At 53.5% G+C, this 25,098-nt stretch carries 25 protein-coding genes; 12 read left to right on the top strand and 13 right to left on the bottom strand.

All coding sequences use genetic code 11. The annotated features are described in order from the left end of the window. Positions 1–11 precede the first annotated feature (11 nt). Positions 12–1,715, top strand: a complete 1,704-nt coding sequence (locus ACAW74_RS14545) for a RagB/SusD family nutrient uptake outer membrane protein (protein ID WP_370698931.1) — start codon at positions 12–14, stop codon at positions 1,713–1,715. 105 nt (positions 1,716–1,820) lie between these two features. Here the strand turns inward: ACAW74_RS14545 and ACAW74_RS14540 are convergent, their stop codons facing one another. Further along, positions 1,821–2,243: a hypothetical protein gene (locus ACAW74_RS14540; RefSeq protein ID WP_370698930.1), complete on the bottom strand. Its 423-nt coding sequence runs from the start codon at positions 2,241–2,243 to the stop codon at positions 1,821–1,823. A gap of 414 nt (positions 2,244–2,657) precedes the next feature. Here ACAW74_RS14540 and ACAW74_RS14535 point away from each other — a divergent pair, with 414 nt between their 5' ends. Continuing rightward, complete coding sequence (locus tag ACAW74_RS14535) at positions 2,658–2,852, top strand: cold-shock protein (protein ID WP_015330383.1); 195 nt, start codon at positions 2,658–2,660, stop codon at positions 2,850–2,852. Positions 2,853–3,119: 267 nt separating this feature from the next. Here ACAW74_RS14535 and ACAW74_RS14530 read toward each other — a convergent pair whose 3' ends face one another. The 4 genes from ACAW74_RS14530 to ACAW74_RS14515 form a co-directional block, all read right to left on the bottom strand. Further along, complete coding sequence (locus ACAW74_RS14530; RefSeq protein ID WP_370698928.1) at positions 3,120–4,118, bottom strand: c-type cytochrome; 999 nt, start codon at positions 4,116–4,118, stop codon at positions 3,120–3,122. 164 nt (positions 4,119–4,282) lie between these two features. Beyond that, positions 4,283–4,864, bottom strand: a complete 582-nt coding sequence (locus tag ACAW74_RS14525) for a carboxymuconolactone decarboxylase family protein (RefSeq protein ID WP_370698927.1) — start codon at positions 4,862–4,864, stop codon at positions 4,283–4,285. Positions 4,865–4,981: 117 nt separating this feature from the next. Continuing rightward, positions 4,982–5,536, bottom strand: coding sequence for a peroxiredoxin (locus ACAW74_RS14520; protein WP_370698926.1), 555 nt, complete (start codon positions 5,534–5,536; stop codon positions 4,982–4,984). 248 nt (positions 5,537–5,784) lie between these two features. Beyond that, positions 5,785–6,201 carry a hotdog fold thioesterase gene (locus tag ACAW74_RS14515; protein ID WP_370698925.1) on the bottom strand — a complete coding sequence of 139 codons (417 nt, stop codon included), beginning with the start codon at positions 6,199–6,201 and terminating at the stop codon, positions 5,785–5,787. 65 nt (positions 6,202–6,266) lie between these two features. Here ACAW74_RS14515 and ACAW74_RS14510 point away from each other — a divergent pair, with 65 nt between their 5' ends. From ACAW74_RS14510 to ACAW74_RS14500, 3 genes are all read left to right on the top strand, one after another. Continuing rightward, positions 6,267–6,911, top strand: coding sequence for a histidine phosphatase family protein (locus tag ACAW74_RS14510; protein WP_370698924.1), 645 nt, complete (start codon positions 6,267–6,269; stop codon positions 6,909–6,911). Between the two features lie 185 nt (positions 6,912–7,096). Then, on the top strand, positions 7,097–8,191 hold the full coding sequence (locus ACAW74_RS14505) for a sensor histidine kinase (RefSeq protein ID WP_370698923.1): 1,095 nt from the start codon (positions 7,097–7,099) through the stop codon (positions 8,189–8,191). A 37-nt stretch (positions 8,192–8,228) separates the two neighbouring features. Then, on the top strand, positions 8,229–8,975 hold the full coding sequence (locus ACAW74_RS14500; RefSeq protein ID WP_370698922.1) for a LytR/AlgR family response regulator transcription factor: 747 nt from the start codon (positions 8,229–8,231) through the stop codon (positions 8,973–8,975). Positions 8,976–9,297: 322 nt separating this feature from the next. On the opposite strand, the gene ACAW74_RS14495 is transcribed toward ACAW74_RS14500, so the two are convergent. Next, positions 9,298–9,459 (bottom strand): lmo0937 family membrane protein, encoded by a 162-nt coding sequence (locus ACAW74_RS14495; RefSeq protein WP_148289301.1) that lies wholly within the window; start codon positions 9,457–9,459, stop codon positions 9,298–9,300. A 504-nt stretch (positions 9,460–9,963) separates the two neighbouring features. Between ACAW74_RS14495 and ACAW74_RS14490 the strand changes: the two genes are divergently transcribed. Continuing rightward, positions 9,964–10,332, top strand: a complete 369-nt coding sequence (locus ACAW74_RS14490) for a response regulator (protein ID WP_370698921.1) — start codon at positions 9,964–9,966, stop codon at positions 10,330–10,332. Positions 10,333–10,477: 145 nt separating this feature from the next. Then, the gene (locus ACAW74_RS14485; protein WP_370698920.1) at positions 10,478–11,947 is read left to right on the top strand and encodes a sigma-54-dependent transcriptional regulator; all 1,470 of its coding nucleotides are present in this window, start codon (positions 10,478–10,480) and stop codon (positions 11,945–11,947) included. A 97-nt stretch (positions 11,948–12,044) separates the two neighbouring features. Here ACAW74_RS14485 and ACAW74_RS14480 read toward each other — a convergent pair whose 3' ends face one another. Next, entirely contained in the window at positions 12,045–12,689 is a 645-nt protein-coding gene (locus ACAW74_RS14480) for a porin family protein (protein ID WP_370698919.1), read from the bottom strand. 326 nt (positions 12,690–13,015) lie between these two features. Here ACAW74_RS14480 and ACAW74_RS14475 point away from each other — a divergent pair, with 326 nt between their 5' ends. Further along, positions 13,016–13,465 (top strand): response regulator, encoded by a 450-nt coding sequence (locus ACAW74_RS14475; RefSeq protein ID WP_370698918.1) that lies wholly within the window; start codon positions 13,016–13,018, stop codon positions 13,463–13,465. A 22-nt stretch (positions 13,466–13,487) separates the two neighbouring features. After that, positions 13,488–14,969 carry a hybrid sensor histidine kinase/response regulator gene (locus ACAW74_RS14470; protein WP_370698917.1) on the top strand — a complete coding sequence of 494 codons (1,482 nt, stop codon included), beginning with the start codon at positions 13,488–13,490 and terminating at the stop codon, positions 14,967–14,969. A gap of 81 nt (positions 14,970–15,050) precedes the next feature. Here the strand turns inward: ACAW74_RS14470 and ACAW74_RS14465 are convergent, their stop codons facing one another. Continuing rightward, on the bottom strand, positions 15,051–15,593 hold the full coding sequence (locus ACAW74_RS14465) for a hypothetical protein (RefSeq protein WP_370698916.1): 543 nt from the start codon (positions 15,591–15,593) through the stop codon (positions 15,051–15,053). A gap of 260 nt (positions 15,594–15,853) precedes the next feature. Between ACAW74_RS14465 and ACAW74_RS14460 the strand changes: the two genes are divergently transcribed. Beyond that, positions 15,854–16,309: a QcrA and Rieske domain-containing protein gene (locus ACAW74_RS14460; protein WP_370698915.1), complete on the top strand. Its 456-nt coding sequence runs from the start codon at positions 15,854–15,856 to the stop codon at positions 16,307–16,309. Between the two features lie 24 nt (positions 16,310–16,333). Here ACAW74_RS14460 and ACAW74_RS14455 read toward each other — a convergent pair whose 3' ends face one another. Together ACAW74_RS14455 and ACAW74_RS14450 are read right to left on the bottom strand one after the other, a co-directional pair. Next, complete coding sequence (locus tag ACAW74_RS14455) at positions 16,334–17,893, bottom strand: carboxylesterase/lipase family protein (RefSeq protein ID WP_370698914.1); 1,560 nt, start codon at positions 17,891–17,893, stop codon at positions 16,334–16,336. Positions 17,894–17,976: 83 nt separating this feature from the next. Continuing rightward, positions 17,977–19,422: a BamA/TamA family outer membrane protein gene (locus ACAW74_RS14450; protein WP_370698913.1), complete on the bottom strand. Its 1,446-nt coding sequence runs from the start codon at positions 19,420–19,422 to the stop codon at positions 17,977–17,979. A 220-nt stretch (positions 19,423–19,642) separates the two neighbouring features. On the opposite strand from ACAW74_RS14450, the gene ACAW74_RS14445 reads away from it, so the two are divergent. Beyond that, positions 19,643–21,184 (top strand): MFS transporter, encoded by a 1,542-nt coding sequence (locus tag ACAW74_RS14445; protein ID WP_370698912.1) that lies wholly within the window; start codon positions 19,643–19,645, stop codon positions 21,182–21,184. A 56-nt stretch (positions 21,185–21,240) separates the two neighbouring features. Here ACAW74_RS14445 and ACAW74_RS14440 read toward each other — a convergent pair whose 3' ends face one another. From ACAW74_RS14440 to ACAW74_RS14430, 3 genes are read right to left on the bottom strand one after another with little or no spacing between them, the layout of a single operon-like run. Then, entirely contained in the window at positions 21,241–22,455 is a 1,215-nt protein-coding gene (locus ACAW74_RS14440; RefSeq protein ID WP_370698911.1) for a vWA domain-containing protein, read from the bottom strand. Then, positions 22,436–23,005, bottom strand: coding sequence for an RNA polymerase sigma factor (locus tag ACAW74_RS14435; RefSeq protein WP_370698910.1), 570 nt, complete (start codon positions 23,003–23,005; stop codon positions 22,436–22,438). Before ACAW74_RS14435 ends, ACAW74_RS14440 begins: the two co-directional genes overlap by 20 nt. After that, positions 22,998–24,086 carry a hypothetical protein gene (locus tag ACAW74_RS14430; protein WP_370698909.1) on the bottom strand — a complete coding sequence of 363 codons (1,089 nt, stop codon included), beginning with the start codon at positions 24,084–24,086 and terminating at the stop codon, positions 22,998–23,000. The genes ACAW74_RS14435 and ACAW74_RS14430 overlap by 8 nt, the downstream gene beginning before the upstream one ends. Before the next feature lie 172 nt (positions 24,087–24,258). Between ACAW74_RS14430 and ACAW74_RS14425 the strand changes: the two genes are divergently transcribed. Beyond that, positions 24,259–25,032: a 3-keto-disaccharide hydrolase gene (locus tag ACAW74_RS14425; protein WP_370698908.1), complete on the top strand. Its 774-nt coding sequence runs from the start codon at positions 24,259–24,261 to the stop codon at positions 25,030–25,032. Positions 25,033–25,098: the final 66 nt, after the last annotated feature.

Raw genomic sequence — 25,098 nt, 5'->3', positions numbered from 1 at the left:
TCTTTTTTCCAATGAAAGCAAACATCATCACCAATAGTGTTCGGGTACTAGGCCTGACGGTCCTGCTCCTGACGGGCCAGTCGTGCAAGGATATCCTGGACGAGAAAGTTATTGCCAATATCGGGAATGACTACATCAATACACCCAAGGGCTTCGAGGATGCAGTTCGGGCGGCTTATTCATCGCAGCGGGCCTTCTACGCCAGCGAACGCGGCCTGACCATGACCGAATACGGCACCGACATCTATCAGGCCGGGGCCGACGGTAGCTACAAAGGCTTCCACTTCTACGATAGCCAGCTCAACAGTTCGTATGATATCATCCAACAGCTCTGGGAAGAACTGTATCGGGGTATCAACACCTGTAACGCCGTTATCGAAAGGGCTCCGACCACGGCGGGCGTTACGGATGCGACTAAAAAGCTGCGCGTAGCCGAGGCGAAATTCCTGCGGGCGCATTATTATTTCATCCTGACCCAGCTGTTCGGCGGCATCGATCTGCGGCTGACCGAAACGCTCGGGCCCACGAAAAAAATCTCGCGCGCTACGGAAGCTGATATGTACAAGGCAATCGTTGCCGATCTGGAAGCGGCGATTCCCGACCTGGACAACAAAATCCGGGCAAGCGATTACGGCCGGGCTACCAAAGCGGCCGCCGAACACCTGCTGGCCCGCGTATACCTGACCAAGGCGACATCGTCGGCAAAAGCATCAGACGACTACGCGAAAGCCGCAACGCTGGCGCAGAGTGTGATCAGCAACTACGGGTTCAAACTGCTGCCCGACTTTGCCAGCGTGTTTGCTCAGGGGGCCGGTGAAATCAACGACGAGGTGATCTACTCCATCCAGTATACTTCTGACCCGCTGACCAACATCAATACGGCCAATACCAACAACGGCGACGGCAACAAGCTGCACCTGTATTTCGGTATGCAGTATGACGTACAGCCCGGTATGAAGCGCGACATCGCCAATGATCGCCCCTTCAAGCGCCTGCGCCCGACCACGTACCTGCTCGAAACCGTTTTCAAGGATCGGATCAACGATTCGCGCTACAAAAAGACGTTCAAAGACACCTGGTTGAGCAATAACCCCGGCACTGGCCTGAATACATCTTTCGATAACAGTAAGGCGAAAATTACGCTGAAGGCGGGCGACACGGCTATTTACATTCCCGGTGTGGAATGGACGGTAGCCCAGCGGGCCGCCAAGCCGTATCAGGTATTGGTACCGAGCCTCTACAACGCGGCGCTGTTCCCAACCCTCCAGAAGTTCTTCGATCCGCTTCGCCCCGACCTGACTTACGAGCAGGGTAGCCGCGATTTTCTGGCCTTCCGCCTCGCCGAAACGTACCTGATTCTGGCCGAAGCCCAACTGAAGCAGAACAAAACCACTGAAGCTACTGCAGCGCTGAACGCGGTGCGTCGGCGGGCCGCCTGGCCGGGCAAAGAAGCTGCCATGGAACTCAACGTTTCCGACGTAACGATGGAAACCATCTATGAGGAGCGTGCCCGCGAACTGGCTGGCGAGCAGGTGCGCTGGTTTGACCTGAAGCGCTGGGGTAACCTAGTGGAACGCGTGAAGAAGTATAACCCGGATGCAGCGGTCAACGTGAAAGAAACCAGCAACCTGCGCCCGATTCCGCAGACACAGATCGACCGAACCGAAAAGAACGCGGATGGCTCGCCTGGTTTCCCGCAAAACCCCGGCTATTAAGTTCGTTCAACAGCACTTGTTGTGCCTGGGTACGTACCAACGAAGCCCGCTCCAGATCTGGAGCGGGCTTCGTTACTTGTAGGAATGGAGTTGATCGGAAAGCCTTTACCAACGGCGGCCCCAACCGGGCTGTCCATTGCCCCGATTGCCATAGCCGTTGTTGTAGCCATTGCCATTGTTGTACTGGTTGCCGCCATACATGCGGTACTGCTCAAACGAAAAAAGCCGATCGCGTTGGCGCGGCGACAAAACGGCCAGCACATCTTGGCTTTTCCGCCACATCAGCTGCCGATAGGTATCAGGGTAGCGCGGGGCCAGCGCAAACTCGCGGTCGTAAAACTGTTCGATACGGAACAGCTCCCGTTTTTGCCCCCCGTTCAGGTTGACGATTCGGTCGAGGCGTTCGATGCGGAAGACATCTTCGCGGTAGTCATTACCCCAATCGGGGGTAGGTCGCCGACCGGGCTGAGCCATCGACGCGGTAGTGAGCAGCAAGAAAAGGGCGGCAAAAATCCAATTCGTTTTCATCGTTGCGCAGTATGTTACGTGTTGTATACCCCTTAGAGACGGCAACGATCAGAAGGTTTAATTGGCTTTTCGGATAACCGATGTACTCTCTTGTTACCGACATTTTGAAAAGAATTAACGAACCGTATTAGCGCTTTTCGACGCGTTTTGCCCCCTTTTTACACCAAAAAGGATCGTTTTCAACTATTTTTTGACCTTCCAGTATAATTTATTGGGTTTGTAAGAACCTATTTTGCAAATTGTCGTTTAGAGTACTGTCCTTCTGAGTCTAACACCTCGGATAATTAGTTGCACTATCTGACAAATTGCGCGCAGTTCTTACTAAATACCCGCTTTGCGTCTTTAGTCCCCTGTTTAGCATTTTTTGTAGAAGAGTGTTTTTGTTCATTTTTTTGTTTTTTACCTCATACAATCATGCAAACAGGAGTAGTTAAATTCTTTAACGAAAGCAAAGGCTTCGGCTTCATCGTTGACGACGAGTCGAAAAAAGACATCTTTGTACACATCACTGGCCTGAACGGCCTGACGATCCGTGAAAACGATCAGGTGTCGTACGACATCGTTGACGGCAAAAAAGGCCTCAACGCTGTTAACGTGAAAAAGATGTAAGGGTATTTCCCTACGCTGAATCACTTGCCGAACGCCCGCCTCTGATACCAGAGGCGGGCGTTCTTTTTGTGCCTACCTACCAACGACATTACTCCACTTTATACCCATACGATCAATTGCCTCATTGACAACTACAGTAACCTGCCTGCTGCGTTGCTTCTGGTCAGATACGGTATAAGCTATAAAGCTAATCTCTACCCAAAAGCGGTGCGGTACAGGTACGTTGTTTGATTAGACAACGTACCTGTACCGCACCACTTTTCAGCATCAACGAGCCGCCAGCTCGTTGGCTTTAGGGGTAAACTTCGTTACCGTGTTCGGCACTGGCGTCAGGGTCTTCAGGTACGTATAGATCGCCCGCAAATCCGACTCGGTCATGCCCGCATACATAGCCCAGGGCATGATCGAGTTATAGCCATCTTCGCCGACACTTACGCGTTGGGTAGCCGGGTCAGCGTAGCCCTTGAACTTAGCCACGAAGGCATCTTCCGTATAGTGCATCAAACCGGTGTGGTCGGGAGTCAAGTTGGCCGACCGCACCGTGCCGCCGGGCATCGGGAATTCGCGCCCACCCGCCATAAATTTCCCCGGCAAGGGTTGCCCCTGCCCATCCACGGGTGTGTGGCAATCTGAACAACTGGCGAAGGTGGTCAGGTAGCGACCGTAAGCCAGCTTATCCGACGGGTCGGGGCGGGTGCCGGGTTCAGCCGGCTTAGGCATGGTATTCAGGATAAAATTGACCGGAAAATCGACCTCAGGCGCCGGAATCGAGGGGTTTTTGATGGGTTGCAGCGAGCGGACATAGGCAATAATCGCCTTGATATCGCGGGGGTCCATGCGGGCGTAGTTGAGGTAGGGCATCACCGGAAACAGCGCCCGGCCGTCGCGGCTCACACCTGTCGTGATTGCCCGGTAGAGTTCGCCGTCGGTCCAGTCGCCAAGGTGAGCCGGGGTGATGTTGCGAGCGTAGAAGTTGCCGGGAAAGCCCATTGTGCGCAGGAAGCCTTCGCCGCCTTTGCCTTCCGTGCCAGCCACCATCGGGCCGTTCAGCTTTGTCCAGTCACGAGTCGAGTGGCAGTCTACGCAAAGAGCAACGTGCTTGGCCAGGTAGCGCCCGTGAGCGATCTGCGCCGAATCGGCTTGAATAGTCAGTTGGGGAGCTTCCCCCACATTCGGTAATGCCCACTTTACGTAGGCCAATCCGGCACCAGCCACGACAATCAATCCAAGTAGCAGAACGCCGACGATCCGTAACGCTCGTTTCATAGAAGGAGTATGATTTTGTTTAACCCCTTAATATGATTGGATTCGAGTAGCTAGAGCGCGTGCATTACGCAAACGTAACCAGAAATTTAGCAGAAGGCAGGAAAACACGTAATAACCCCCACTTAACCGCTCACGCTGAACCAGTTAAGTGGGGGTTATTAACCTTATACGACGACAAGCAGGCCTTTGATCACTGCGCCAAGCCGGATAGCGTCGAGTACGCGCGCTTCCGACGCACCATGCTTCAGCACGCTTTCTTCGTGAGAGCGTACGCACATCTCACAGCCGTTAATTGCCGATACGACTAGGCTCATCAGCTCAAAAAACTCTTTGCCCAACACCGGCGTCATCATGATGCTCATGCGGATGCCCGCCTGCGCATTGGTATACACCTCTTTGTTGGCGAAATGCCGGAAACGGTAATAGATGTTGTTGGTGCTGAGCAACGACGTGCAGGCCAGCGTTTCGGCCACCTCGGCATCGGTGGCACCCGCCTGTTTGGCAGCTTCTGTAAACGCGTCGATCAGCGGCTGATGCTTTTCGTTGGCGGCTACAGACAGCGCCAGCAAACGGCTTTCTTTAGCGCTCAGATTCGTGCTGTTGTTCAGCACATTCCCTACGTTGATTTTCAGATCACGCAGGTATTTGCTTTCGCCCATCGCGTCGAGCACCGGGTAGTCGGCTTCAGGAGCCAGCCCCAGGTTTGTCAGGATCGACGTGGCGGTATCGGTTCGTGTGATTGTCATGGTAAGAGCAGGTAAAAAGGAAGCAGGGAGATGAGAATAGAAGCTAATGCCAACGTACCCGGTTGAGCCTCATCGACAGCTTCTTCCGCTAGGCTCCCTCCTCCCCTGCCTGCTTGTTTACGCGTTGATCGTTGCTTCGCCTTTGGTCCAGTTACAGGGGCACAACTCATCGGTCTGAAGCGCGTCGAGCACCCGGATCACCTCGTTTACGTTGCGCCCTACCGACAGATCGTTGACGCTCACCCAACGTACAATACCTTGCGGATCAACAATGTAGGTAACCCGGTAAGCCACTTTCTCATTAGCTTCCAGAATACCCAGCTCTTCGGCCAGCGACTTCGAGGTATCGGCCAGCATCGGGAATTTCAAACCACGCAGATCGTCGTGGTTTTTGCGCCACGCCAGGTGCACAAACTCGCTGTCGGTTGAGGCGCCGATCAGCACCGTGTCGCGGTCTTCGAAATCTTCTATTTTTTTGTTGAACTCGGCGATTTCGGTGGGGCAAACGAACGTGAAATCTTTCGGCCACCAGAACATCACCAGCCACTTACCGGCTTCGCGGTGATCGTTGGATGAAATTTCGTAGAACTCGTTGTCTTTCTCTAGTGAAACAACGGCTAGTTTCTTGAATTCAGGAAACTCTGACCCGACGGATATTATATGATTTTTCATAGAATTGTTAGACAAGTTGTGTGTGTAAACGATGCGTTTCCGGCACAAAATTGACGCAAAAACGCACACCTGCCTTATTACTTCTATCAATCACCCATTGATAACATCTATCAAAAAACGTCCTTCTAGCCTAAAAATGAACTTTATTGGGTTACACTTGCCTAAAATTTAGTTTCCGTTGTACCGATTCGCTTCAATATGTACAGCGATTACCTTATTTTTGTACTATTCCGATAAGATGGTTTTTATCATCTTGCTGCGATGATGGCGATCGTCAGTCGACTCACGCACACGAGGCGGTCGGCTTCGTCGGTGATCCGGATGTCCCAGACGTGGGTCGTTCGGCCCAAATGAATCGGCGTGCACTTTCCATACACCCAACCCGACGACACCGACCGGATATGATTGGCGTTGATTTCTAACCCTACCGCCCGATGCGTGTTGGTGTCGATCCGCAGCACCGAGGCCACGCTCCCCAACGATTCGGCCAACACCACCGAGGCGCCACCGTGCAGAATACCAAACGGCTGCTGGGTACGTTCGTCTACCGGCATGCGGGCGGTCAGGTACGTGTCGGTCGCTTCCAGAAATTCGATACCCAGATGGCCAACAATCGACGTCTGGTGAAACTCAGCCATGTTGGCCAAGTTGACATTAGCGTTCATAATCAACTGATTTTTCCGTACTTTTGCGGCCAATTTAGGTTTCGTAACCGGAACACCAATCGCTTTTGGCTAAGAAGGAGCTATATATTATTCGACACGGCGAAACGGACTATAATCGCCGGGGCGTCGTTCAGGGCAGCGGGGTCGACGCCAGCCTGAATGACATGGGACGGGCGCAGGCCGCGGCTTTTTTCCAGGCTTATCAGCACGTACCCTTTGCCAAAATCTATACGTCGACGCTGGTCCGGACGTACCAGACCGTCGAGTCGTTTATCGAGTTAGGCATTCCATTTGAAAAACTGTCTGGCCTCAACGAGATTAGCTGGGGAGTGATGGAAGGGAAGGTGCCCAATACCCTCGACGACGAATATTACCGGACCCTGATCGAAAACTGGTCGGCCGGAAACACGGCAATGCCAACCGAGCAGGGCGAAAGCCCCGAGCAGGTGATGGCCCGCCAACGGCCAGCCATCGACCACATCCTGGCCCAGACCGACGAGTCGCCGGTGCTGGTTGCTATGCACGGGCGGGCCATGCGCATTCTGCTATCGTGGCTGCTGAATTATCCGCTCGCCCGCATGGATCAGTTTGAACACAGTAACCTTTGCCTCTATAAGCTAACCTATACATATCAGTCTGGCACCTTTACGCTGGACGTTGCCAACGATACGGCCCACCTCTTCGCGGTAAACAGTTACTTGGAGTTGTAGGTACGTTCCCGCTCTCAGCCAAACGGCCAGTCTTTCCCCAAAGCTGGCCGTTTGGCATTTAGGCCCGTTCATCCGCCGAATGGTGGACCTTATCCAGCGATCGGCGGGCTTCGCATAAAGGCAGCCGCGTTAAGGGCGTTTTTTACGTAGTTTCGTTAACAGGCTCTCGCAAGCCTCTTTATCCTATGTCGAAGCAACGCGTTTACTGGTTTTGCCAAATCGTCGGCTGGACGCTCCTGATGATGACCGAGTTCATCATCTATTGGATCGACGAGGGCTTTATACCGGAAATTTTCTATCTCACGCTGGCCAACATTCTGCTTGGCATCAGCCTGACGCATCTCTACCGCCTCACTATCAAACGCTGGAACTGGGTTCGGTTACCATTCTACAAATTGGCACCGCGTGTAATGGGCTCCGTCATCGTGCTGGCGTTCATCATGACCTTCGTCAATTTCCCGTTTGACCTTAACCTGATCACCGACCTGCGCATGAGTACCATGTCGGCGTTTATCGCCAATATGGTCAACTGGGTCAAGACCATGATGGCCTGGATTCTGAGTTATACAGCCTACCACTACGTCGAACGCTCGCGGGACGCCGAAATTGAGAAGATCCTGTTGAAAACATCGATTCGGGAAACGGAAGCCAAAGTGCTGCGCTCGCAAATGAACCCGCACTTTATGTTCAACGCCCTCAACAGCATTCGGGCGCTGGTGTACGAGAATCCACAGAAAGCCCAGCAGGGCATCACGCAACTGTCGAACTTGCTTCGTAACTCGCTGCTCGCCGATCGCCGCAAGACAGTTGAACTGCGCGAAGAGGTCAAAACCGTGCAAGACTACCTCTCACTGGAAAAGATCCGGTATGAAGACCGTCTCGAATGCCGTATCAGCGTTGATCCGCAGGCCAACTACTGGCAGGTGCCGCCAATGATGCTTCAGACGCTGGTCGAAAACGCTATCAAACACGGTGTCTCGAAGGATGTTAGTGGTGGCTTTGTCGAGCTCACCGGACGCATCGAGACGGGTACCTCGGGCCGCGACCAACTCCACATCTGCATTCGGAACACAGGTACGTTGCAGCCCGACGCCATGACCAAGGAAACGGCTTCGGGCGGCTTTGGCCTGAAAAACACTGCCCAACGCCTCGAACTGCTCTATGGCACCGATGCCCACTTTGCCATTCAGCAGGAAACGGCCGGGGTCGTGGCGGCCGATGTCGTGATTCCCCAACAGTCTGAAGGCGTCTTCAAGCGTGATCATTTGCAGCATGTATGAAGACTACCATCGCTAACTGCTCATTAAACATTCCTTTATGAAAACCCTTATCATCGACGATGAGCGGCTGGCCCGCAACGAACTGCGCCGCCTGCTGGAGAACTTCCCCAAAGTAGACATCATTGGCGAGGCCGCAAACGCTGACGAAGCGCTGCCCATGATCGACGACCTTCAACCCGATCTGTTGTTTCTGGATATTCAGATGCCGGGCAAAAATGGCTTCGAGTTATTGCAGTCGATTGAGGGTCGCACACCCGAAGTCGTTTTCACGACCGCCTACGACGAGTATGCCATCAAAGCCTTTGAGTTCAACGCGCTCGATTATTTGCTGAAACCCGTTGATCTGGCCCGGCTTAGCGAGGCTATCCACCGCGTTGAGGAAGAACTGCTACACGGATCGGCTGCCGAACGTACCCCCAACGTACCCAAGGATACGACCAAACTCTTGGGCGAAAACGATCAGGTTTTTGTGAAAGACGGCGAGAAATGTTGGTTTGTCAAACTGGGCAAAGTGCGTCTGTTTGAGTCGATGGGTAACTACGTCCGGCTTTATTTTGATGATCAGAAGCCACTGGTGCTTAAATCGCTGAACGCGCTGGAAGACCGCCTCGACCCAGCCACCTATTTCCGTGCTAACCGGAAACACATCATTAACCTGCAGTGGATCGATAAGATCGAGCCCTGGTTCAGCGGCGGTTTGCTGGTAACGCTCCGAGGCAGCAACGATAAGATCGAGATCAGCCGTCGGCAAGCTATCCGTTTCAAAGAGATGATGTCGCTGTAGAGACCGCAGCGGCGGACCGTGCAATCCCTTGCGTCTTTTTTTAGTGTATACGTGTTGGGCTACGTGGGATTAGCAGACGCTAGGTGATGAGCAAAAAGACGCAAGGGATTGCACAGTCCGCCGTTGCGGTCTCTACAAATAAAAATCCCTGCACTCAAACTGATGCAGGGATTCCGTACCCACCGTAACTTGTACTTAACCTAAAATGAAACCACCTAAACCTAAACGTACCACTTACTAAGTGTCTACTTTGGAGTCAGGCTTAGGTCACTTCCGTGATGCCTCGGCCCGAAGGGCTGCATAGACCGAACAAAGGCGTATATCAAACGCCTCGTCCGCTAATTAGCCGGAACAGGACCGCTATGATTGCTATAACTAACAGCGCATGAATGAGTCCTCCCATGCCGAAGCTGTTGAATCCTAAGAATCCAAGCGCCCAGATGATGACCAGAATCACAGCTATTGTGTACAGCAAATTTCCCATAACGTTCGTTGTGTGTTGAGTAAATCAGAACAACTTGTCTCGCGTTCTGTTACTCAATAGGAGAAAATTATGCCAATCCAGCATCAGACACAGCGTATGAATCGCACAGACTACTCAGAAGCGTATAAATGAGGCATATACACCCTAAAAACTTTTTTTTCATAGTTAGGTAACTCGAAGTAACCTTATGGATAGTGTGGAAAATATTCCCCAATTTACTCAAGATACCTAGTAAACAAATCCACACTTTTCCCCAACCGGTCGGGCACCGTTTTGGCTAAGTATATTTATTTCTAAAGCCGCGAGCTGCTTAAGTGGTTCTGTAACGGCCATTTAGGTTCGTAATATCTGAAATACAGACGGCGCCGAAAATTCAGGCACTATATTTTATGTAGTATGCTACACAATAGAGATTTAAAAACGTAACATACTTTTAACATGACCGGCACACGAGTAGGCGGCTCAGCGCAGGGGTATCCGTTAAGACCGACTACACAAACAATTATGAATCAGTCGAAGCACGTGCTGATCGTGGACGACGAGGCCGACATATGTCTGCTTCTTTCTGGCTTACTTCGTCGGCTTGGGTACCAACCTACTTGCGCACACATGTTGGAAGAAGGTCGTCAATGCTTAGCACAGCAGCATTTTGACGCTATATTTTTGGATTTAAATCTACCCGACGGCGTTGGCTTTGATTTACTACCAACCATCAAGAAGGATAGCGTTTCCAACCCTAAAGTCGTGATGATCAGCGCTTTTGACGGCATTGCCGAGCGAAAACGTGCCAGCGACCAGGGAGCCGATTATTTCATGGGTAAACCATTCACACGTAAGACAGTAGAGCAGGCACTTGAATCAATTCAGGTTTAACGCGATGGCAGACGATTAATTTTGTAGATTAGTCAACGAATCAGAGGCGTTCCCCGTCAAGGGTTGCTTTTACACCTTACCCACTGTACCCATCAATGGCTAACAAGGCCCGAATTCCTGTCAAGGTTAGTTCGGGCATTTGCTTATGGAAAAAATCCTGATAATCGACGACAATAACGACATCTGCGTGCTACTGGAGAAATTCCTGGGTAAGCAGAAGTACAAAACGGCGTCGGCTCAGCGGGGCGAAGATGGTCTCTCGCTCCTGCGTAAAGAATCGTACGATCTGGTCATTTGTGATTTTAAGCTCCCTGATACCGATGGCCTCGATATGCTGCGGCGCATAAAAGTACTTAGTCCAGCCACGGCTGTTATTATCATTACTGGTTACTCCGACGTACGTATCGCCGTACAGGCGCTCAAGTACGGGGCCTACGATTATGTCACGAAGCCGCTTTTGCCCGACGAAATCCTGTATACAATCAGGGGAGCGCTCGAAAAACGGAACGTACCCACAGCCAAAACCACGCCTCAACCCACTACCGAACCCGCCAAATCCGCTACAGCTCCGAAAGCCAGTCGTAGCCGTGATTTAGCCCCTTCTGGCAAGCGGTTTATTTTTGGAAAAAGCCGCGCTGCCGAACAACTTCAGAAGCATATTGAACTGATCGCCCCCACCAATATGTCGGTGATCATTACGGGCGAAACCGGTACGGGCAAAGAATTCGTCGCCAACGCCATTCACCTAAGCAGCAAACGCGCCGACAAACCCTTTGTGGCGATTGACTGTGGAGCGCTTTCAAAGGAATTGGCTGGCAGTGAACTGTTTGGTCACGTGAAAGGCGCTTTTACGGGCGCCATGTCGGATAAGATCGGTTCGTTTGAAGTAGCTAACGGCGGTACGTTGTTCCTCGACGAGATCGGCAACCTGTCGTACGAGAATCAGATCAAGCTACTGCGTGTCTTGCAGGAGCGCAAGATCAAGCGGGTAGGTGGTAACACCGATATCAGCGTTGACGTGCGGATTCTGTGCGCGACAAACGAAGATCTTCGTGATGCCGTACGCCAAGGTCGGTTCCGGGAAGATATTTATCATCGCCTTGATGAATTCCGGATCGATCTGCCAGCATTGCGTGAACGGCGGGCCGATATTATGCTGTTTGCTGAGCACTTCCTCGAGATCGCCAATCAGCAGTTAGAGAAAGACGTCCTTGGCTTCGACGACGAGGCACGGGACAAATTCAGAGACTACTACTGGCACGGTAACCTCCGCGAACTTCAGAATGTCGTGAAGCGGGCGGTACTGCTCACGCAAGGTGACTACATCACCGTCGATGTGCTGCCGCATGAAATCGTGTCTCCGACTTACATCAGTCCCGAAGAGACAGTCAGTTATGTAGTCGATTCAGTTCGGCCGGGTTCACCACCTATCGTCCAGCAGGCAGCGCCAAGTGGTGGTAACAACTTAAAGTCTGTTTCGGAAAGTGCTGAGCGCGTAGCTATCCTGAAGGTTCTTGAGAAAACGGGGTACAACAAGACGAAAGCCGCTGAGGTTTTGAACATCGATCGGAAAACGCTGTACAACAAACTGAAAGCGTACGATATTCATTTGTAAAACGCCAACTGGTGTACGAATCAGGCTATGCTCGGCCGTGGAGGTTGCATAAATGGTTCGTACACCAGTTGCTGTAGTTTTTGCTTTAAGTGGCCGCTTAGTTGAAGCTATACCCTACCGACAGATAGCCAACGCCATTTTTGGCATTGTCAAATACGGCTTTAGACGCGGTGGTATTGGCGATCGGTTGCAGACCCTGTGCGTAACGCAGGCCTAACAGCAGTTGGCCAAAGTACACGTTGACGCCACCGGCCAGACCGTAGTCAAGGCGGTTGAACTGATCGGCGTTAAGGTTAATTGACGAGTTGCCCAGTATACCACCCGTGTTGCTAACGTTTGAATTAAGCAGGTAGCTTACGTAAGGGCCCGCCTGAATCTCGGCGGCGTTGCCCAGCTTGATGGTGGCTAATACAGGTAACTCGACGTAGTTCAGATTAAACGAAGCGCGGCTATCTTGTCCGAGTGCACGGTAGTTTGACGAAGCCCCTTTGTTTGAATAAAGTAGCTCAGGCTGAATGGCAAATGCTGAACCAACGGGAATTTGCGTAAATAAACCTGCGTGGAAACCAATGCGTTCTTTTCGGTCGGTCAAGTCAATGTTGTTGAATTGAAGTGTACTGGCCGAAAGACCACCTTTGATACCTGTTCTGGCACGAGTTTGTGCTTGAGCAGTGTGGTCAGTAGCTAGAAAGCCCAAGGTCATCAGGGCAGCGGCAGCGATGGTTTTTACGGAGTTTTTCATAACGTTGAGTGTACTTGTGTTGCCCATTTACCTGACAATTTCGTGCCAGTATATGATTAATACGGCTTGTCTCTTGATTAATCGATTGGTTTTCAGCAAGTTTGCTCAACAGTTTTTTGGACAAATGAGTATATATAGGTTTTCACTGCTAACCGGTTTATGCGGACGGAATTCCACAGTTTCGGACCCGAATAACCACAATACCATCGACCGTGTAGCACTTTTTGAAAAACTATTGGGTTGCAGTTCCAGTCGAGTTTACCCATAGGTTAACCATTGCTATTGTGTTAACTTAGCCAACTGTTATTTACTCAGCCGATACCGGAATGACAACACCTACTTTTGACATTCACAAGACGATTTTAATTGCCGATGATGACGCCGACGACCGGTTGTTTCTGAATGAAGCCCTGCGCCATCACCAATACACATCGCAAGTGAAGTTTGTAGAAGATGGCGAAGAGTTGATGGATTACCTGACTCATAAAAATGGCTTTTCCGATCAGAATGCACCACAGCCCAGCCTGATTCTGCTGGACTTAAACATGCCCCGGAAAAATGGTTTTCAGGCTCTGGCAGAGATTAAGGCACACCCTCATCTGAAACGGGTTCCGGTTGTTATTCTCTCAACGTCATCGTCGCGCGACGATGTCGATCGTACCTACGCCATGGGTGTTAACTCGTATATGGTTAAGCCCAGCAGTTTTAACCGCCTTACCGAGATGATCGGCTCTTTGAAGAATTATTGGCTAGAGACCGTTCAATTACCTCATTAAACCGCTTAGCAACACTCACGTTATGCTTACCGTTGCTCCCGTTACTCCCCCTGAGGTCCAGGAAAAGGCCAGCGTCATCCGCGTGTTGCTGGTTGAAGACGACGAAGACGATTACATTCTGACTCGTACGCTCATGGGCGCTCCCGAAAATCGGAATCTCCGCCTCGATTGGGTGGAAGGTTATGAGGAAGCGCTCGAACGCATTTACGCTGATGAGTATGATGTCTACCTGATCGACTACCGCCTGGGCGAACGCACAGGCATTGAGCTGATTCAGGAAGCCACCGAAAATGGCTGCCGTTCCCCGATGATTCTGTTGACCGGGCAAGACGATCAGTCGGTCGATTATTCGGCTATGGCTATCGGTGCCTCGGATTACCTCGTCAAGGGGCGAATCGATGCGCAACTGTTGGGTCGCAGTATTCGCTACGCGTTGCGGCAGGCCGAATCGCTAGCCAAGTCGATTGAGCAGGAGAAGAAATACCGTTCGCTATTCGAACGGTCGATTGACGCCATTTTCGTTGCTAACAGCAACATGGCGTTCCGCGATGTCAACCCATCGGTAGAGCAATTGCTGGGTTACACACGCGACGAATTACTGAACATGAACCCGGCCCGCCTCTTCGACCGGCTCGATACGCTGCGGCAATTGCGGTTTTCGGTACGTGAGTTCAATCAGATCAAAGATTTCGAGACGATCCTCGTCAGCAAGCAGGGGCGCAAGCGCATTTGTCTTATCTCGGTTTGGGCGGTCGATGACGCCAATGGCCGCCCCATGTGGTATCAGGGTATCGTGCGCGACATTACCGACCAGAAAAAAGCACAGCAGGAACTGATCATCGCCGAAAAGCTGACGATGACCGGCAAGCTCGCTCGCAGTATTGCCCACGAGGTACGGAATCCTCTCACCAACCTGAGCCTGGCCCTCGATCAGCTTCGCGAAGAATTGGTGGGTAACGAAGAAACGCAACTATACACCGACATCATTGGCCGGAATGTGGAGCGTATCGGCGCGTTAATCACCGACATGCTCAACTCCTCGAAGCCGCGCGAACTGGACCGTCAGCCGCAAAGCCTGAACGATGTAGTGCGCGATACGCTCAATTTGGTCACAGACCGGATTAAGCTGAAGCAGATGCAACTGGTGACGCAGTTTTCGACCGACGACTGCACGGCCCTGCTCGACCGCGAACAGGTACGTGTGGCGCTGACCAACATTCTCATCAATGCCGTCGAAGCGATGGAACCAGAGAAGGGTAAGCTGATTGTTAAGACCCATTGTATCGACGACACGCAGGTCTGCGTGGAGATCCGGGACAACGGCAGTGGTATTCCGCCCGAAAACGTGCAGCGCCTGTTCGACCCGTTCTTTACGGGCAAACAAAGCGGTATGGGCCTCGGTCTCACGGCCACTCAAAACATCGTCAACAGCCACAAAGGCCACATCGATGTTGAAAGTGAGGCGGGGCAGGGTACGTTGTTCAAGATTTCGTTTCCCAAATAGCCGATTTCCTTACTAAAAAAGGGGGTAATGCGGGCTTATCAACGTTGATAAGCCCGCATTACCCCCTTTTCGTTTGGGTACTTACTTGATCACCAGGCGCAAGCCAAAGTCTTTTCCTTTCGACACGTCGGTGAGCGTAACCTTTCCCTGCTGCCAGTTGCTGCCCTGTGCTATCGCGGCGGAAGTACCGTATTTGCCGCTCAGGTACGTTGTCAGGTCTTTTTTGTAGTCGGCCACACTTTGCGCCGAGTTCAGGTACAAGTCGACCTGGATTTTGTTGATCTTCCCGTTATCCTGGAAATACTGGTAGTCGACCGATTCAAGGTTGTCAAACTCGGTGGTGTATCCTACGTGTTTAACATCCTGCTCAAAAGGTTCTGCTTTGGCATTGGCTTTCAAGGCCGAGAAGTCGTCACCCAGATTTACATTTTGCCAGGCGTGGTCGGGGGTCAGGCCTAGTCCCTGCAAACGAGGCGTAAGCGTAGTTGCACTACCGGCGCCGTTATCGGTAGCCGGGGCGGTTGCGGCTGTATCACTGGTTTGGGTTGTGTCGGTGGTTTTGCGCGACTCGCAGGCCGTTGCCAGTAGCGACAGGCCAAGCAACACGATGGATAGCTTTCTCATGCCGCGAAAGTGCGGTTTTAGCTGCAAAGACGCAACGGCATCCGGCTGCTTCAAGCGCTGAACGGCTATATATCGATTACCTCGCCCTTGTGCTCACCGCATGAATTGCCACGTTTACCGCAATACCCGCGTATGGTATATCAACGCCAGGAGCGGTAGCGTTGGTTACGCAACAGGCGCTATCCTGCTTCTTCAGCCTGGCCATTATCCCCTAAAATTGCCCATGGTTCTACTGTACTTGTTCTTAACCATACAGACCAATGAACAATACCGTCGACGCCATCAATCGGCTACAGTTTCTGAAACAGCTTGGGCTTAGCGGCTCGGCTCTCCTGGCATTCTACTGCACGGGCACACTGTCGTCCTGCTCAAAAGCGGAAGATACCGTGACCCCGCTCGGCGCTGATGGCGTCACGCTGGACCTGACCTCATCGGCTTTTTCGGGCCTGAAAACGGTGGGCAGTTACGCTTATAGTGGCAATATTCTGGTGGCTCACATCAAAAACGGCAGCTATATCGCCGTGTCGAAGATCTGCACACACGAGGGATCTACCGTCAGGTACGTTGCCAGCGCCGACAATCTGTATTGCGCTGAACATGGGGCGCAGTATACCACCAGCGGGACCGTCACGCAGGGGCCAGCTACCCGCTCGCTTACGCAATACAAAACCACGCTAAGCGGCGACGGTAACAGCTTGCTGATCACCAACGCCTGAGCCAACCGGCAACGTACCCAACCCTTAGGGGCGGCTCATCAGGCCAAGCAGAAAATCGAGCCGGGCGGCGTCGGTCAGGGGTTTGGCCTTTAGCTCATCGCCCAACACCATCAGTTGCTTTTTACTATTGGTGTAGGCTGGCCACTGCGGTAGCCCGGCACCGTTTGGATTACCCGTTTTGATGAAGTTAGCCCAATAGGCTGACATCTGACGCGCCAATTCATCGTCGGCTGCGTTGAGCGGGCGCAACTGCCGGTCAATGAAGCGCAGGTTGTCGTAGGCATAAGCGACTTCGCCTGTGTGAAAAGCCCCATAGGTTGCATACTGGCCCGTAGCAGGCAGCTTGCGGGTAAAGCGATACACGTAGACCGATTTGCCCTGCTTGCTCTGAACGGTTGCCCAGGCGTAGTTCTGCACGCCAAACGTCTGATCGCGCGAGGCGTCGAGTTGCGACCGGGCCGCTACTTCGTCGCTCGTGGCGGGGTAGTAGTTCAGAAACGTAGCGGCATCGGCCTTGTATTGTTGCTCGGCCTGTTTCTGGAAATCGGCGGCGTTTTTCGGAGGGCCAAATTGCATGCCTTCGTCTTCGTTCCAGCCCGTCAGCAAAGCGACCGGGTTTTGTTTTCCTTCGGAAAAAATCGTAGCGATGGGTTTGGGCAGTACGTACCCATCGATCACAGGGCCACGGGTTCCCTGCGCTTTTTGGAGGATCTCGGCGGCTGGTTTGGCGCGCAGTTCGGCCAGCGACGACGCCCCCATCGTCCGCATGATCGACAGACCCGTTTCCTCGGCCTGCTGCAAGGTGGTGCGGGGGCGGGTAAAGTTGGCGCCACTCTGGGCAATGGCCTTGTTGAACAACCCCTTAGCCAGCGGCGACGCCACCAGGCAGTTGACACTCATCGACCCGGCCGACTGACCAGCGATTGTGACGTTAGCCGGATCGCCGCCGAAGCCCGCGATGTTATAATTCACCCAGCGGAGGGCCGCAATCTGGTCGAGCAGGCCATAGTTGCCCGATCCTTTGTTGCCCGATTCTTTCGTAAGCTCAGGGTGAGCCATAAAGCCAAACGCGCCCACCCGGTAATTGATGCTGACAAACACGATGCCTTTACGGGCCATGGCTTCGCCGTCGTAGATGGGAACACCGCTACCGCCGCTGTTGAACCCGCCTCCGTAAATCCAGACCAGTACCGGCCGTTTTTTCGTTGGCGAATTGGCTTCCGTCCACACGTTCAGGTACAGGCAGTCTTCGCTGATCGGCTCTTTCGGAATCAGGTATTCGGCACTCCACGGGCCAAAGGGGTTGGGTGTTCCCTGCATGGGACTGGGCGCAAACTGCTCACACTTTCGCACGCCCGACCATTTCACCACGGGTTGTGGGGCTTTCCAACGCAAGTTACCCACGGGTGGTGCGGCAAACGGAATGCCCTTGAAGATCGAAATTTTCCCGTCGGCGCTGGCTGTGCCCGACAGGAGACCGTCTTTAGTGTCCGTGATCCGTGCCGTCTCGCCAACGGGCGCGAACGCAGTGAACCCCATCAGGGCCAATAGAATGAGGCAGGCAGTGCGCAAGTAGGTTGTCATGATCAGATTCAGGATCGAACAGGGGCAGGCTGTAGACCTGCACGACTAAAATAGAGTGGCGTGCTTCGGCTACTCACGAGTTGCTACAACTCACGCTGAAGGTTCAGGAAAAAGCCCGTCTGGCCCTGCGAGTTGTAGGTGGTGCTGAACCGGAATACCAGGTTGTAGTACGTAACTACATCGAGGCTCAGGCCGGTGCCATACAGCCACCGGTTGGCCAGCCGACTCTGGTAGCGTTCGGCGATGTTGCTGTCGACGTACCCAGTATCGCCAATCAGCGACAGGTACGCGGCTATGGGCAGGGTATTGAACTGGCGCAGCGGAATCCATTTCAACTGTTTTTTCACGTCGAACAGCCGGTAGCGGATGTTGTTTCGAAACAACACGTGCCGCTGCCCTTCAATGATATACAGTTCATAGCCCCGCAATACGTCGTCGCCGCCACCAAGGCCCCGGGCACCGAAATACGGAATTCGCTCATTGGGGGCCCAGGTGTTCCGTAGCCGCAGCGTATGGGCGGCAAAAAACCGTTTGCCGAGCGGGTAATAGCGGCTGTAACTAATGGCGGCTTCGGTTTGGCGCATATCGGCGTCGGCCAGCCAGCCGTGGCGTACCACAGAAGCCGTAAGCAGATTGCCTTGCAGCGCGTAGGCCACATTATCGCGGCGGTCATAGCGGTAGAAGTACGACAGCGAGATAAACCGTTGCCGGGTACGTCCGTCCAGGAAGTAGTCAGGGTTCAGCTGGGCCACGGTGTCGGCAATGTTATTTTGGGTGTAACGCGCCTCGATTTCGTGGAAATGATAGAAGCCGTCGCGTCGGGTAACCGACAGGCTGGTCGTCAGCCGGGTACGTAGCCTCGACAGTCCGGCGGGACTGATATACTCCCATTTGTCGAAGAGCGGCCGATAGGCGATCTCGCGGTTGGAAGCGTAATAGAAATCGGCATTGGCGCCGAAACGCTGCGCCTTATCGATGTAGGGGCGATCGTAGGAGACGATGTATTTGGGTGTGAAACCGGTTTGGGCCAGCGCCGAGAATCGGTCGTTGCGACCCGTGAAGTTTTTCCAATCAACGCGCAGGCCGTAGTTGGTCCGGCTCAGATCGCGGCCCCGTTCATACCACCACTCGTTGAAATTGCGGTCGGCCAGCTCGAAGATGGGCACCACAAAGATGTACCACCGCTCTTTCATCGAAACGGTGATGTCGAGGGGGCGAAAAGCTGTTGGTTGGGTCGAATCTTCAACCGCCGCCAGGTCGACGGTGACGAACAGGTTCGTGTTGGAAATTTTACGCTGATCCCAGGCTGTTTTCTGAGCCAGTTCGCTCCGCCGAATCGTGTCGCCTACGTGCAGGGCCATTTCCCGCAACACAATGCGATCGCGGGTACGGAAGTTACCTTTCAACGTTACCGAGCGAACCACAACCGCTGAATCTGGCTCATACCGGCCCGATTGCCCCGCGGCTCTGGTTAGCAACGGCGCCATCAAGAACAGGCCCAGTAAGACAACAGTAGACAGTAGCCGCATAGATATGAAACGTTGAAAGTAAGAAAATAACCCAACTCCTTCACTAAAAGATGCAATGGCTGCGTATAATTGTAATTGGGCACCGGGCAACGTATGTGGGTCAACAGACAAAGGTCTTGTTAATTCCTATAAGCAGTATAGTATAGGCCTTTTTCTAAGTTAAATACCTGATATGGAGTTAACGTGTAGTGTCCAGTATTTAACGTTTTTTAACTAACCTATGCAAACGGAACAAGTCCCTTCAGCAACCTTAGCTCCTGATAAGCCAAGCCTTACGTTTTGGCAGATCTGGAATATGAGCTTCGGTTTTTTGGGCATTCAATACGGATTTGGCTTGCAACAAGCCAACATGAGCCCAATTTACCGGTATCTGGGTGCCGACGAGGCCTCGATTCCGGGCCTTTGGCTGGCGGGGCCACTCACGGGCCTGCTGCTACAACCCATCATCGGGGCGGTGTCTGACCGGAGCTGGTCGCCAACCTGGGGGCGGCGCAAACCGTTTATTCTGGTGGGGGCATTGCTGGGTAGCATCGCCATGATTCTGATGCCCAACTCCTCGTTTGTCTGGATGGCGGCGGGCCTGATGTGGATGCTCGATGCGGGCCTCAACTCGGCCATGGAGCCCTTCCGGGCGTTTGTGGGCGATATGCTGAACAAGGAACAGCGCCCCACAGGCTTCGCGGTGCAATCGTTCATGGTGGGTTTTGGGCAAACGCTGGCCAACCTGATGCCTTACATTCTGCCGATGCTGGGCATTTCAATGGTGATGTCGGAAGGGCAACTGGCGAATGGCATCCCCAACTCGGTTCGTTATCCGTTCTACATTGGCGGGGCGGCCATCGTGCTCTCGGTGCTCTGGACCATGCGCACCACGAAAGAGTATCCCCCACACGACGAAAGCTACAAAGACGCCCACGTCTTTACCGAGGAAGAGAAGAAGTCGATCTCGTTCTGGCACCTGGCCATGGCCATTGGCGCAGCTGTGCTGGCGTTTTGCTTTGCGGCGGGTTCGGGTGGCTGGCTGAACGGCCTCAAATGGGGCATGGGCGTGCTGGCCGGTGGCTATCTGGTTTTGATGCTACCCGTTTTCAAGGAGATTCTGGCTTCGCTCTCGTCGATGCCAACGGCAATGCGGCAGTTATGGTGGGTGAAATTTTTCACTTGGTATGGCTTGCCGCTCATGTGGCAATACCTCTCGCTGTCGGTAGCCAAGTATGCCTTCAACGCGCCCGATACCACCACCAACCCGGCCGGTTTTGAAGAGGGCACCAAATGGGGCGGCCTGTGCTTTGCCATGTTCAGTATCTCCTGCGCCCTCATTTCCATCTTCATCCCGCGCATCGCCAAAGCCATTGGTAGCGCCCGCGCTACGCACGCCCTGTTTCTGTGCATCGGTGCCGTCGGCTTCTTCCTGACGCTCACCTCCAACGACAAGATGATTTACCTGGCCGCCATGTCGATTATGGGCTTGGCGTGGGGGTCAATCATGTCGATGCCGTATCTGATTCTGGCCGGGGCCGTACCACCCGCCAAAATGGGCGTATACATGGGCATTTTCAACGGCTTCATCTGTGTACCGCAGTTCATTGGCATGCTTACCGTTCCGCTTTATTACAAAACCCTGCTCGGCAACGATCCGCGCAATGCCCTGATTCTCTGCGGCATTTGCCTGATATTGGCGGCGGCTTCGTGTTTTCTGGTGAAAGAAAATAGCAGTACGATCGCCAACGCGGGAGCGGTTGGTGGCGGCGGTGGCCACTAATCGGCCAGGAACGTACCCAGCAAAAAAGTCCGGTCAGTCTGGCCGGACTTTTTTGTTTACCAGTTTATGCCTAAAAACCGGATTGGCCGGTGCGTACGTCTGGTTTTCATGAACCGCCCTTTGCGGGCAGCGTATCGGTAATAGTGGTTACCCATTCGCACAAACGAGTGGTTGGTAAGCTGCGCCGGCAGCGAGAGATCGTCTTCCAGGGTATGGATGCTACCTCCTGTACTGAGTGCGATTTGATACTGATCGGGCTGGAACGCGTCGATTTCGGTAGCAGCGCCGCCGCAGGCAATCACATGCACGGGCTTGGCTAGCTCTGGCAGCAGGTCCATATCTTTTACGCGGCTACCATTGTCGGTAAGCAGCACCAGGTGTTTCGCCTGCGGGAAAGTACGTTGCGCATACCGCAGCGCCTCAACGACATTCTCAGGGTCTAGGTTGTTGTGGGCGGTGTTGCGGGCTGCTGCCAACATGGTGGGCAGGGCGGCGTTCAATGCCCGTTCACGTGTGACAAAAAAGGCACCCGGCCGGCCTCCGGGACGCGTTTCCTGGCCCAGACTGTCGCAGTCGGTAAAGAATACCGTCCCCAGCACATTAGGATTCTGCGAGTTCTGCCGAAACCAGGCAGACAACTGGGCTGCGTAAGGGTCCATACTGGTCGTCAGGTCGCAGACGATAACGGCATCGCGCCAGCGACGCAGGTTTCGGTTAAGGACTTCCAGTACCGTCGAGTCGGGACCGATTGTCGGGGATAATACCTGTTGTAACAGGGCAATCTCTTTGACCGAAAGCGGTTGATAGCGTAGCTCGGGCAACGGCTGGGTACGTTGGCCAACGATACCGATAGGGCTCAAAGGAGCTATCGATACGGTTTGACGATCTTGGTTCGCCGCGGCAAGGTTTATACCAGGCTGGGTACGTTGCCGTGGGTACGTTGGCCTGTTGATGAACGGAATTGCTTGCACAGGCAGTGCCTGCGGGCGAGATACGTTCAGCGTCTTTTCGGTATCTGCTATGGGGCTGGGGTTGCCAGCCGGCCTGGCTGGGTACGTTACATTATAACGGCTAGGTACGTTCACGAGGGCAACGTACCCAGCCACGCTACCTAGCAATAGCATCGACAGCCAGCCAGCTAATCGCCACCGGCGCTGTCTGCGCAGCCGGCTACGCAACCCCTGCCAGTCCGGCTGATCCTGTGGAGGCTCGTAGTTGTGTAGCGTTTGCCGAACCAAGTCGTGTAGCTGTTTATCGTCGATCTCGCTCATAGGTTTGGTCTGTTTGCGAAGCGAGTGCCTGCCGTAAGCGCCGATTGGCCTCTGAGAGGTACGCACGCGAGGTGCTTTCGGTAACGTGCAGTTGCTCGGCAATGTCGCGGTGGGCATAACCTTCCAGCACATAGAGGCTAAATACCAGGCGGCAGGCTTGCGGCAGCGTATGCAATACTGCCAGAATATGCTCGGCCGACAGTTGGGCCAGAATGGCTTCGTCGTTGTGGTAAGGCTCAGCCACTGTTTGGTCGATCTGATCGGTCGACAGGGCGGCAGGTTTCCGTTTTCGGTACTGATCAATGGCCGTGTTCACCATAATCGTCCGGAGCCAGGGTTTCAGCGCTGCTTCATTCTTCAGTTCACCAATTCGCCGGAATACCTTCATGAACCCATCGTTCAGCAGTTCGCGGGCATCTTCGCGGTCGTTGGCATAGGCCAGACAAACCGACAGGGCGTAGCTATAGAAGCGTTCGTAAAACGCGCTCATAGCTGCCTCCTTCCCACGTCGGCAACCTTCGATCAGGCTGGCGGTGGTCGGGTTAGTCACAAAGGCCGTCGTAGGTGTACGTGCTTACCGTTTTCACCTGATACACTGAGTTGCGCGAATCGTAATTGGTGTGCGTTGTTGTGCCCGTGGTGGTCCGAATGTAGCCCGCTCCCGTCAGCGTGTATTGTAGTTGCAGAGCCGACGTATAAAACGCTCCGTTTGGTAGTTTAGACCGATACGTGTTGGTAGCCCAAACGCCCGGCTTTCCAGACAAGGCGAGGCTGACCGGAATTCCTTTGAACGGTGGCCACGTGTCGATTGGCTGTTTAGCCTCGGCGTAGGTGTAAAGCGTTTCATTTTTCAACTGCCCGTCCAGCCAGTATTCGACTTTAGTCACCCGGTCCTGCTGATCGTAGCTGTATACATACCGCACATTGCCCATCGTCTGGCTGCTTACCAACCCATTCTGAAACGTGTAGGGCCGGGTTTCCGTACTTCCTTCCTTTCGCACGTAATCGACTAACCGCCCGTTTTGGTAGGTGATCGTTGCCAACGATCCGTTCTGGTACAACAGATTTCCCTTCAATGAATCGGGTAAAACGGGGTACGTGGTCAACTCCGTCAGGCGGCTGAGCTGCCCGGCGGCATCGTAGGTATAGGTGCTCGTTAGTTGGCTGACGATGCCCTGCGCATCACCCTGATACCGACGCACCGACTCCGTCAGCCGGCCATTGGTATAGGTGTAGCTGGTGCGTTCTTCATACGAACCGCCGTCTATATCGGTTTGCCAGCGCGTCTTTTGCAGCATTGTCGTCAGGAAACCGGCCGCATCATAGGTGTAGCTGTTATCAATGCCGTACGTGTTGATGACCTTCGTCTGCTGGCGCTGCTCGCGTTGCAACAACGTGTGGGTGATCCGTCCGTCGGTATCGTACTCATAGGTTTTCTTATCCGTCGTTTCATTGGGAACGAGATTAGTGCCCCCATTGATGGTTTCGACCACATCTTCCTGCTGGATCCGGCACGACCCGCTCGCCTTTGACTCTACGGACGACTGCGTGCATTGACTCGTAAGCATTACCACTACCGAAAACAGAAGCATACGCTGTCCGCCCCTCCCGGCTTGTCTGATCCCCCGCATGATGCTATGTGGTTTTGTGTTTTCAGCCAAAGACGAGATTCCTGCCGCAAACGCTGGGTACGTTCGTCACTCTTTTTTCGGGCTGGGTTCAAAAGGGTTATAAAGCGACCGTCTGCTGCTTTTGCTCAGACAGCGCCAGTCAATCGGCTGCGTTTATCCTAATCGTGTCTGCATGAAACCGTTTTCTGCTACTTACCGCCTTGCGCTGACCCTGTTTGTTGGCGCGCTCACTACAGCTCAGGCCCAGGTTGGCGTGGGTACCAAAGCGCCCAAAGGTGCTACCGTTTATTTCGACGGTACCCGCCAGATGCTCGACCAGAAATGGACGTATTGGAAAGGGCCCCGCCTGGCTGCTACGTCACCCATCAAATGGCAAATCGTACCCGACCCGATCGGCAAAGGCAATGCCGTGAGCAGCAACGATCCGGCCTCGGCGGGTGGCAAATACGGCGCGGCAGACATCGTGACGAAAGATGAGTTCAAAGACGCCCGTATTCACGTCGAGTTTTTCATCCCGGAAGCGGGGGGCAACAGTGGCGTTTACCTGCAATGCCGCTACGAAATCCAGGTGCTCGACGGCGACACCACCAGTCACGGTATGGCAGCCGTTATCAACGAATCGCCCTCGCCCTATTACGCCTACAACGGCCTTGGCAAATGGAACGCCTACGACATCGTGTTCCGGGCGGCGCGTTTCGAGAGTGGGAAACGTACCCAGCCGGCTATGGTGACTATGTATTTCAACGGGAAGAAGGTGCACACCAACCAGCCGATCAACCAGGTGTGGGGCGGCCCCAACTCAGGGATTGATGGCGGCAACGACGGCGGCAAGGGCATCACCGATACACCCGGCGGGCTGAAACTCCAAGCCGAAGGACATAACGTGATGTACCGCAACATCTGGATTCAGCCGTTAAACCTGCAAAAAGCCGATACCAATTTTTGAATGCACAATGTATGATGGACAATGCACAATAGGCTGACGCAATTTATACTCGCGCCAGCCCATTGT

Source organism: Fibrella musci (genome assembly GCF_041321105.1).
GTDB lineage: Bacteria > Bacteroidota > Bacteroidia > Cytophagales > Spirosomataceae > Fibrella > Fibrella musci.
This window is presented reverse-complemented; position numbering and strand designations above follow the sequence as displayed.

Bases quoted from the DNA above. Each gene is read 5' to 3' on its own strand.
- ACAW74_RS14545 (WP_370698931.1), top strand. From the start codon at position 12: ATGAAAGCAAACATCATCACCAATAGTGTTCGGGTACTAGGCCTGACG.
- ACAW74_RS14540 (WP_370698930.1), bottom strand. From the start codon at position 2,243: ATGAAAACGAATTGGATTTTTGCCGCCCTTTTCTTGCTGCTCACTACC.
- ACAW74_RS14535 (WP_015330383.1), top strand. From the start codon at position 2,658: ATGCAAACAGGAGTAGTTAAATTCTTTAACGAAAGCAAAGGCTTCGGC.
- ACAW74_RS14530 (WP_370698928.1), bottom strand. From the start codon at position 4,118: ATGAAACGAGCGTTACGGATCGTCGGCGTTCTGCTACTTGGATTGATT.
- ACAW74_RS14525 (WP_370698927.1), bottom strand. From the start codon at position 4,864: ATGACAATCACACGAACCGATACCGCCACGTCGATCCTGACAAACCTG.
- ACAW74_RS14520 (WP_370698926.1), bottom strand. From the start codon at position 5,536: ATGAAAAATCATATAATATCCGTCGGGTCAGAGTTTCCTGAATTCAAG.
- ACAW74_RS14515 (WP_370698925.1), bottom strand. From the start codon at position 6,201: ATGAACGCTAATGTCAACTTGGCCAACATGGCTGAGTTTCACCAGACG.
- ACAW74_RS14505 (WP_370698923.1), top strand. From the start codon at position 7,097: ATGTCGAAGCAACGCGTTTACTGGTTTTGCCAAATCGTCGGCTGGACG.
- ACAW74_RS14500 (WP_370698922.1), top strand. From the start codon at position 8,229: ATGAAAACCCTTATCATCGACGATGAGCGGCTGGCCCGCAACGAACTG.
- ACAW74_RS14495 (WP_148289301.1), bottom strand. From the start codon at position 9,459: ATGGGAAATTTGCTGTACACAATAGCTGTGATTCTGGTCATCATCTGG.
- ACAW74_RS14490 (WP_370698921.1), top strand. From the start codon at position 9,964: ATGAATCAGTCGAAGCACGTGCTGATCGTGGACGACGAGGCCGACATA.
- ACAW74_RS14485 (WP_370698920.1), top strand. From the start codon at position 10,478: ATGGAAAAAATCCTGATAATCGACGACAATAACGACATCTGCGTGCTA.
- ACAW74_RS14480 (WP_370698919.1), bottom strand. From the start codon at position 12,689: ATGAAAAACTCCGTAAAAACCATCGCTGCCGCTGCCCTGATGACCTTG.
- ACAW74_RS14475 (WP_370698918.1), top strand. From the start codon at position 13,016: ATGACAACACCTACTTTTGACATTCACAAGACGATTTTAATTGCCGAT.
- ACAW74_RS14470 (WP_370698917.1), top strand. From the start codon at position 13,488: ATGCTTACCGTTGCTCCCGTTACTCCCCCTGAGGTCCAGGAAAAGGCC.
- ACAW74_RS14465 (WP_370698916.1), bottom strand. From the start codon at position 15,593: ATGAGAAAGCTATCCATCGTGTTGCTTGGCCTGTCGCTACTGGCAACG.
- ACAW74_RS14460 (WP_370698915.1), top strand. From the start codon at position 15,854: ATGAACAATACCGTCGACGCCATCAATCGGCTACAGTTTCTGAAACAG.
- ACAW74_RS14455 (WP_370698914.1), bottom strand. From the start codon at position 17,893: ATGACAACCTACTTGCGCACTGCCTGCCTCATTCTATTGGCCCTGATG.
- ACAW74_RS14450 (WP_370698913.1), bottom strand. From the start codon at position 19,422: ATGCGGCTACTGTCTACTGTTGTCTTACTGGGCCTGTTCTTGATGGCG.
- ACAW74_RS14445 (WP_370698912.1), top strand. From the start codon at position 19,643: ATGCAAACGGAACAAGTCCCTTCAGCAACCTTAGCTCCTGATAAGCCA.
- ACAW74_RS14440 (WP_370698911.1), bottom strand. From the start codon at position 22,455: ATGAGCGAGATCGACGATAAACAGCTACACGACTTGGTTCGGCAAACG.
- ACAW74_RS14430 (WP_370698909.1), bottom strand. From the start codon at position 24,086: ATGCGGGGGATCAGACAAGCCGGGAGGGGCGGACAGCGTATGCTTCTG.
- ACAW74_RS14425 (WP_370698908.1), top strand. From the start codon at position 24,259: ATGAAACCGTTTTCTGCTACTTACCGCCTTGCGCTGACCCTGTTTGTT.